The 4,963-nt window shown below is 38.2% G+C and carries 7 protein-coding genes; 5 read left to right on the forward strand and 2 right to left on the reverse strand.

The window, feature by feature from the left end:
• The 3 genes from A7325_RS12475 to A7325_RS12485 all read left to right on the forward strand — a co-directional run.
• Nucleotides 1–583, forward strand: a 583-nt coding sequence (locus tag A7325_RS12475) for a RepB family plasmid replication initiator protein (RefSeq protein WP_227515018.1), incomplete at its 5' end; no start/stop codon positions are given.
• A gap of 124 nt (nucleotides 584–707) precedes the next feature.
• Nucleotides 708–1,088 carry a hypothetical protein gene (locus tag A7325_RS12480; RefSeq protein ID WP_068408622.1) on the forward strand — a complete coding sequence of 127 codons (381 nt, stop codon included), beginning with the start codon at nucleotides 708–710 and terminating at the stop codon, nucleotides 1,086–1,088.
• A gap of 157 nt (nucleotides 1,089–1,245) precedes the next feature.
• Nucleotides 1,246–1,614, forward strand: coding sequence for a hypothetical protein (locus A7325_RS12485; protein ID WP_068408624.1), 369 nt, complete (start codon nucleotides 1,246–1,248; stop codon nucleotides 1,612–1,614).
• 136 nt (nucleotides 1,615–1,750) lie between these two features.
• Here the strand turns inward: A7325_RS12485 and mobQ are convergent, their stop codons facing one another.
• Nucleotides 1,751–3,229, reverse strand: coding sequence for a MobQ family relaxase (gene mobQ / locus A7325_RS12490; RefSeq protein WP_068408626.1), 1,479 nt, complete (start codon nucleotides 3,227–3,229; stop codon nucleotides 1,751–1,753).
• Nucleotides 3,230–3,276: 47 nt separating this feature from the next.
• Nucleotides 3,277–3,549 carry a hypothetical protein gene (locus A7325_RS12495; RefSeq protein ID WP_068408628.1) on the reverse strand — a complete coding sequence of 91 codons (273 nt, stop codon included), beginning with the start codon at nucleotides 3,547–3,549 and terminating at the stop codon, nucleotides 3,277–3,279.
• A gap of 195 nt (nucleotides 3,550–3,744) precedes the next feature.
• Between A7325_RS12495 and A7325_RS12500 the strand changes: the two genes are divergently transcribed.
• Nucleotides 3,745–4,173, forward strand: coding sequence for a hypothetical protein (locus tag A7325_RS12500; protein WP_082894408.1), 429 nt, complete (start codon nucleotides 3,745–3,747; stop codon nucleotides 4,171–4,173).
• A 297-nt stretch (nucleotides 4,174–4,470) separates the two neighbouring features.
• The coding region (locus tag A7325_RS12505) for a RepB family plasmid replication initiator protein (protein ID WP_227515019.1) at nucleotides 4,471–4,963 on the forward strand (493 nt) is incomplete at its 3' end.

Here is a 4,963-nt window from a genome sequence, read left to right on the forward strand (position 1 = left end):
TATTGATGGTTATGAAAACTTTTTTACTCAATATCTACTTGAACAAACGGCAAAAATGCAAAGCACGTATTCAGTGCGTTTATATGAGCTACTGGTGCAATGGAAGTCAGCTAAAAAAACACCGTTATTGCAGCTTGATTGTTTTAGACAGCAGTTAGGTGTAGGTGTGGATGAATACAAGTTAATGAGTAACTTTAAAAAGCGAGTATTAGATCTTGCTGTTAAAGAAATCAATGAAACATCAGACCTTACAGTTAGCTACGAGCAAGAAAAACGTGGCAAACGCATTGTTGGTTTTAAGTTTAAAGTCTTGTCTAAAAACAAACCTAAAGACACTAAGAAAAAAGATAGTGCTAGAGATACATATACCGCTGATATGTTCACGATTGAAGGATTGAATGATAAGCAGCTAGGGCGCATAGTTCGCAATCCAGATTTCATGGCGGAATACAACCATTTAGTAAGCCCTACTAGCCTAGCTGGACAGTCGCAGCAGGGATGGGAGTTTGAAATGATTAATCGACTAAAAAAGGACGCATCGCAGTTTAAGAAACGTCCAATTAGGGATTATTTAGATTATTAGGACTAGCGGTCTATTATTAGTAGTTCCGCAAATACAGTCTGTTTCAAGTAGTCTGTTAATAGGTTTAAAGGACAAAACGAATGGTTCTTCTAGGGTATGCCTTAAAATTAAAGGAGATAAATTTATGCAGTCAGTAAGTTATACAGATATTAGACATAGTGTACTTGATAGTTTTTACTCAAACTTAGTTTCTAAGCCAGAAACAGATCTAACTTATGATAAGGCGCTAGACTACGTTACTTACAGTTTTGAAGTTGGATTTTCAGACGTGGAAATGTTTGTTATAGATTTTGTGGTTTATGTGCTTTGTAGTGATTTCAAAGTGTCCGAAGAGCTCTCACTAATTCTTGAAAGAAAATTATTAACTATTATTAAATCTAAAGATTTTGATTGTTTGATATTTCAAATTAAGCAAGGAGAGGATGATAGAACAGATCTTCTTGCGGATATGTGTATTAAGGGTCTAATATCTCAAGAAAAAATGAATAGTTTGCTTGAAAAATAAAGAATTTTGGTTTGTGGCAAGTACTTATTATCATTGACCTGTGGACTGAAGGCTTTATTTAATTTGTTTGCTAAAAACTAACGTAGCTATAGCTATTTGACTCTAGTTCGATGCCTGTATAGCGCATCGATCAACATGATCCAGAGGTAATAAAGTAATGATCAAACAAAAAAGCTTTAAGCCCTATCCAATAAATATACTGCCTGATGGATTCATCTATCCTGCTCGTTATCTACAATTAGCAAACTGCACTAAAACGGTACAGTCCGATGAATACTTTCAATGGTGGTTTGTAGATTCTGAAACAGATGGTGGTAAGTTATCATATAGATTGAGAAACCATAAAATTGAAAGGCTTAACTTGGTGCCTTTTGCTCAAAACGGGGACTGGCTAGCATACTTTGATGGAGATGATCGCTTAGGTGATCCAAAAATATTTGTAATTGACCTTAGTGACTTACCCTTTCATATGATTTTTGAAAACTTTGACGAATGGCTTAATAAAGCAGAGCAGGATTATTGGTGATAGCTAATCTTAAGCTTGATAATCTAATGTTTTGTACACCACGAAGTACACTGCAACCATTTTAGAAATTTGAAACCGTTAATACTATTAGCCCACAGCCAAAGATTCAAGTCCTCACTAGGGAACCATACTTACTCTAACGTTCTATATCCTGATCCTTATTTGGTTTAGGAGTTCTTGCCACTCTTTCGGGCACTGTTTTTATCTTGATAGGTGGTAAAACGACTTCACCACTCATTATGTCAGGTATCTTATCGTCAATGGCGTTGAGCATTTTCTTAAGCTTTTCAGGCTCATTGGCATATACCTCTGACACCATTCTTTTAACAGCCTCAATATTTGCCCTAATCGCCTCCTGTTCGGGGGATTCTGTTAGTAGCTCCGTTTGCTGTGCTAATTCTTCCTGTTTGGCTGCTACAGCTTGATTGTCAGGCTGTGATGATGCTTGGATAGTCTGCTGAGGTTCATATGGCTCTAAGGGCTGCTGTGAGCTTTCTGCTATATCTCTAAGTGCGGTGCTTGTGACTGTCTGATCCGCTGATCGGACTTCGCTGTTATGTCCTTGCCCCAATTCGTTGCTCTCGCTGCTACCAACTGGCGGTAATTCTCGTCCTCGCTCATTTGTATGGCGTTCAGTGCTGACCTGTCTATCCAATCTTGCACTAACTGGCTCGATTCTTTCTCTTTCTTGCTCATGGTCAACACTCCTAATGGGTTCAGGTTCAGCCGTTGGTATTCCTAGATCATCAAAGGCTTGGTATAGCTTAGGCTGTTTTTCAGCAATGTCTCTTTTGACTTCGGGTAGCCTACGTTTGATAAACTGTAGCTTGTTATGAAGCTCGGTTGCTTGTTTAAGCTGCTTCCTTAAAATATCGTTAATTTTCTCATTACTATTGGTTTCAAGAACCTTATTATATTTGGCTACCTCACGATTGATATCGCCACGGTCTGTTTTGACGCCTTTACGCTCTAATGCACTAGCAGCTGCGCCCATTTTAATGGTTGGTTCACGCTCTAAGCCTTGATCTTTCAGACTTCTATGGTCAATCTCTATCCCATACTCACGCAAATGCTCATTAGCAGTTTTCGCCCATTGTTCACGCCAATAGACCACCTCACCGCTTTTTCTCTCGTCTAGCTCACGAGTTTTCTTAGTAAAACCTTCTGGCTCTAATCGCCTTGTACTTAGCATGATGTGTGCGTGTTGGTTCTCTTTACTCTTATACGAGCCTTTATCATCATGCAAATGAGCATCTACAGCACAGCCGTGTCTTGCCACGATCTGCTTGGCGAAGTCTTGTACCAGTGCAATACGCTGCTGCTCATTGAGTTCATTCGGTAATGCCACTTCAAACTCTCTTGCTACCGTACTATTTTTACGCTTTTCAGCTCTCTCTACCTCATTCCAAAGCTGCTGACGGTCATTTGCCCAACTGGGGGCATTGGGTGGCAAAAATATCTCACTATGTATCACATCACGTTTTTTTGAATAGTCATGGTCACGCCTCTCATGGTCGCAACGAATTTTTGCACCGGCACGATAAGCCACAGCGGCAGTGGCAGATTGACCATTGCTACGTGAAAATGTTTTGACGGATAAGTGATAGATCGCCATAACTTACTGATTCATTCCTTGTCATTTTTCAGCAGAAAAATGAGTATTTAGACTTTGGTTATTTCTTTAAGGTAATCTACAAACGCTAAGGTGGCTGCTCTATTGCCCTCCAATCCCATGTGCTGAACCTCAACTTCCCATAAGTAATTAAAAATTAATTCCCGATCAGCATTTTGACAGATCAGCTCATATAGCTCAGGTACATAGGAATCGTACTCTCCTATCGCCTGTGGGATACCTGAAACACCGATAGGATCCCACTTGTAATGTAATGCTTCTGCTATAGACTTATAGAGATTCATATCTATTTTATCTGTCATAACTGCCTTCAATAAAAAGCGTTTTCAGGTTACTTGGGTTGGCTTTTGGGGGTACAGGGGGATTTCCCCTTGTCGCACTGCAAACTATGATAAGCTCACCGATAAGGGGAGTTTATCATAGTTTGCATAAGTGCGCCCTTGTACCTCATTTATGCTACTATTTTTAGGTTTTATACAAGGGAAGGAGCTGGTTAAGTGTCTAAAATACAGAAGGAACTAGAAGATCAGTTAGCTAAGATGTTGGTTGACCGTGATAGTTTATTGGCTGAAATGAGATCGGTTCGGTCTGCTGTTAAGAAAGATAATCCAAAGAAGAATAAATGGCTGACTGAGATGATAGATCATCTCGATAAGCTAGATACATATATCACTCAAAATGAAAATCGAATACAAGCCATTAAGCAACGAAAGCGAGTGGCTAGGAGTAAGCTCAATCATAAGCAGGATAGTAAGCGAAAAATATTAATGGGTGCTATGGTTGAGCGTTTGATGAACGAAGACAAAATAAGTAGAAGCTTTATTGTTGATGAACTAGATAAGTTTTTAACTCGTGATAGTGATAAAGCATTGTTTGCAGATTACTTTAGTGATCATCGTCAGGATTCCGATAGTGCTTTAAGCTAAAAACTTAAGTCGTTTTTGCTTTTGTTCTTTTATTAGTTATCAACAACCAAAAAGGTTTTTAATGCTTTTAATGCTTTTAATAGCTTTTAAGTCCGCTGTATCCCTTATGTATAAAGGTTTTTAATGCTCTTATGAGTACGTTTCCCTGCTCTTATGAGTACGTTTCCCTGCTCTTATGAGTACGTTTCCCTGCTCTTATGAGTACGTTTCCCTGCTAAATAAGTACTTATAAAAACTTGTACTTATAAGTACTTTTATATATATTGTACTTATAAATTATATATAGGGATATATCAAGTGATCTCATCAAAATCAGATTTAGTAGTTAAATCTAATCGTTTGAACATGGCAATACAAAATCTATCTTTATCAGAAGTTAGGATATTACAACTAGCTATCGTTGATGCAAGAGAAACGGGTAATGGATTAAGTCTTGATAAGCCTTTAAATATATCAGCGTTGAGATATGCCAAAGCATTTGGTGTGGCGCGTCAAACTGCTCATGAAGCCATTCTCAGTGCTGAGAAGAACTTATTTGACCGCAGATTTTCATTTCTTGATACCGATGACAAACTTGTTAAATCACGTTGGGTTCAACGAGTGAAATATCTTGACGATGAAGCTTCAATTGAAGTTATTTTGACTTACGATGTGGTCAATGAGATTACACGTATTGATGGTTATGAAAACTTTTTTACTCAATATCTACTTGAACAAACGGCAAAAATGCAAAGCACGTATTCAGTGCGTTTATATGAGCTACTGGTGCAATGGAAGTCAGCTAAAAAAA

It is taken from the genome of Psychrobacter sp. SHUES1 (assembly GCF_001652315.1).
In the GTDB taxonomy this organism is placed as follows: domain Bacteria; phylum Pseudomonadota; class Gammaproteobacteria; order Pseudomonadales; family Moraxellaceae; genus Psychrobacter; species Psychrobacter faecalis.

Bases quoted from the DNA above. Each gene is read 5' to 3' on its own strand.
- mobQ (WP_068408626.1), bottom strand. From the start codon at position 3,229: ATGGCGATCTATCACTTATCCGTCAAAACATTTTCACGTAGCAATGGT.
- A7325_RS12480 (WP_068408622.1), top strand. From the start codon at position 708: ATGCAGTCAGTAAGTTATACAGATATTAGACATAGTGTACTTGATAGT.
- A7325_RS12485 (WP_068408624.1), top strand. From the start codon at position 1,246: ATGATCAAACAAAAAAGCTTTAAGCCCTATCCAATAAATATACTGCCT.
- A7325_RS12495 (WP_068408628.1), bottom strand. From the start codon at position 3,549: ATGACAGATAAAATAGATATGAATCTCTATAAGTCTATAGCAGAAGCA.